Source organism: Novipirellula sp. (assembly GCF_041583735.1).
In the GTDB taxonomy this organism is placed as follows: Bacteria; Planctomycetota; Planctomycetia; order Pirellulales; family Pirellulaceae; genus Novipirellula.
In genome coordinates this window covers 1-2,881 of sequence record NZ_JBFHFD010000875.1, presented here as the reverse complement: position 1 = coordinate 2,881, position 2,881 = coordinate 1, and the positions used below count along the sequence as shown (strand labels likewise).

At 55.1% G+C, this 2,881-nt stretch carries 3 protein-coding genes; 1 reads left to right on the top strand and 2 read right to left on the bottom strand.

Annotated elements, in window-relative coordinates; genetic code table 11:
- The coding region (locus tag ABX962_RS34020; RefSeq protein WP_372726112.1) for an AAA family ATPase at nucleotides 1-993 on the top strand (993 nt) is incomplete at its 5' end.
- Nucleotides 994-1,027: 34 nt separating this feature from the next.
- Here ABX962_RS34020 and ABX962_RS34015 read toward each other — a convergent pair.
- Together ABX962_RS34015 and ABX962_RS34010 are read right to left on the bottom strand one after the other, a co-directional pair.
- Nucleotides 1,028-1,204 (bottom strand): hypothetical protein, encoded by a 177-nt coding sequence (locus ABX962_RS34015; protein ID WP_372726111.1) that lies wholly within the window; start codon nucleotides 1,202-1,204, stop codon nucleotides 1,028-1,030.
- Between the two features lie 271 nt (nucleotides 1,205-1,475).
- A partial coding sequence (locus ABX962_RS34010; protein ID WP_372726110.1) for a choice-of-anchor Q domain-containing protein occupies nucleotides 1,476-2,881 on the bottom strand: 1,406 nt, incomplete at its 5' end.

The following is a 2,881-nucleotide window of genomic DNA, read 5'->3' as shown; positions in this document are numbered from 1 at the left end:
CTGCGGCAATTAAAACAAGCCTGCTCCGCACAAACGGTGACCACAATTTACGCGATCGAGCAATGGTCCGAATCGGTGATCCGTGACTATGGAAATCAATTCACTCAGCGCGCCGAAGATGGATTTATTCGCGAATGCCATGGTGATTTGCATCTGGAAAACGTCGTGAATTGGCAGGGCCGATTCATTCCTTTCGACGGGATCGAATTCAACCCGCGGATGCGATGGATCGATGTGATGAGTGACGCTGCATTTTTGATGATGGATTTTGCGGCTCGCGGGCACCTCGAACTCGGTCGCAGTTTCGCGAATCATTACCTCCAGCGGACGGGGGATTATGTCTCGCTGCGTACCCTTCGCTGGTATGTTGTTTACCGGGCGATTGTTCGCGGCTTGGTCGCATCGATCCGGGCCGGACAGTCCGCTGCGTCGCCAGCGGAACGCGACGAAGCAAAAGCGGATTGCCGTAACCATATTGCTCTGGCCCACCAATTTACAACCGAGGAATCGCCTACGCTGTGGATCACTCACGGTGTGAGCGGCAGCGGTAAAACCACCCAAAGCGAACGCATTGTTCAGCAATACGACTGCTTCCGGGTTCGTAGTGATGTTGAACGCAAACGCATGTTTGGGATGCAGTCAACGGATCGTTCATCGCAGAGTGATCTATATAGCGACAAATCTACTGCGGCGACCTACGAACAATTGCAATGTCTCGCACAGAAGATTTTGCGAGCGGGTTATTCCGTGATCGTGGATGCTACGTTCCTCCAGCAATCACAACGATCGCGATTTCGAGAGTTGGCAACTCGCGAATCTGCGGCGTTTGCAATTTTAGATTGTCACGCCGACACCGAAACGTTGCATCAGCGAGTGGCGGATCGGGTGCGCAGCAACGGAGACGCGTCGGACGCAGATAGTACGGTGCTGCAGCAACAACTGGCGACCCGCCAGCCGCTGACACCCGAGGAACGCCAATTCGTCGTCCCGTAGTCGTAATTCGAATAGGCCGTACCGAACAAATCGGTTATCGCGTCATGAAATAATAGGCTGCTGCAATCACCAGGATTCCAATCAAGATCAACGGGTAAGTTAACCCGACCACGGCGAAGGGAGCGCCCGGTGCTTTCTTGCCCAGAGGTTGGTCCTTGGAGTGAATCGAATCGTTCACGTTTTTCGTAACGGATTTATCTTCGTGATTCATGAGCTGGCTTTCAGTTGTACGTCGTTGCCAATGGTTGCCAAAACAGCATTGTGAATGCAGCCCGTTTCCTCGAAACGGTACTGACAGAGCATCGCATATCGCGTGCCACGAACGAGAGATCACACACGTATTGCACTGCCAGCCTGCGGCTAATCCAATCACAGGCTAGCAGCCTGTGCTACGGCATGGCCCTCTGCGCGTTTATCGCGCATCGTGGTTTCTAGTTACGCAGTTCGCCGTCGCTTTGACTCACACCGGGACTCGCTCTCGGCTACGACAGCAACATGATAGAGTCCTCCAGCGGCGACTGCGTGTCAAAGTTGCCTTCTTCCATCGCTTCGTCGACGGCATCCAGATTGACCACCGAAGGCCGAGGGATTGGATCGTTCGTAGTAGAGGAGGGTGCGTACAGGGATTCCGGCGACGTGTCCCCCAATAAGGTATCGACTGCATGCCGGTTCGCTACCGAGTTTGATTCATCGCTGATCGCCGTCGTGGGCAACAAAGCGGGAAGCGATTGGGATGTCACATTGCCGCCAACCGTGTTGCTGCTGACGCGGTTAAGTTGATTGATCACCCGCAGGGCATCGAGAGCGGTAACTTGGTTGTCGCGATTGACATCCAGAAACATGGGGATGACCTGTTCGCCTTCGCCGCCCCCCGTGCGACTGAGCGAATTGATCACCAGCAAAGCATCCAGTGCCGTGGTCTCGCCGCTGGCGTTGGTATCAGTGGGTTGCAAAATGTTGGTCGGGGGAGCATTGGAAAGCGTGCCAGGACCCGCGGACGAACGGATCGCAAAGATACGGTCTTCCAGTTGAGGCTCGAACACAATGGCGTACACGCCGCCAGCTTCAAGCGACGCTGTGGCGACGGTGCCAATCATGTTGCTGATGATCTGGGTGTCGGTGTCGAAAATCAGAATGGTTTCTCTTAGCGAAGCGGTGCCCACGGGGGTGACCGTGACGACAGTATCTGTCAACGCTTGGAACAAAATGGCGGTCGTCGTGCCGTCAGCCGGGATGGGTTGCCCGCCTTCGACTTGGCGTGGGATGACCACGCGGGGAACGGTAGGAGGACGGTCATCGTCAAGGATCGTTCCATCGGCGATGGAGTTCACGATCGTAGCGTCGTCCGAGGCGTTGCGGAGAGTCACTCGAAAGCCTTCGTTTCTCTCAATGGTGTTATCGCCCATGACATTGACTGTCAGAGTCTTAGTCGATTGGCCTTGGGCAAACACGACCGTCCCGCTTGGGAATTCACCGTTTTCAAAATCATCAGCAGTCGCGGGATTGTTGCCCGTGCCGGTAATCTCATAGTCGACGGTGGTGACACGATTAGAATTACTCTCTCGCGTGACCGTAAAGGTAAACGGAGTGAGGTCTGAATTGCCTTCGTTCTTAATCGCGTCCTCGGCAGCGATCGACAACGTCGCCGGATCGACGTTTCCATTCAGGTCGGATTCGAACGCCCCAATGTCAACCGCAAGGCCTTGAGGTCGTGGAACACCGCGTTGGTCATCGCTGAATCCCAGCGCGACACCTGCGTTGAGCGCCGGACTGCCTTCTAACAACGCGATCGTTTGCGTCGTTCCGCCGTTATTACTCAACATGTCCAACCTAGCATCGACATCGATAATATCCGAGGCCAAGGTGCTGAGGAACGTGATCCCCGACG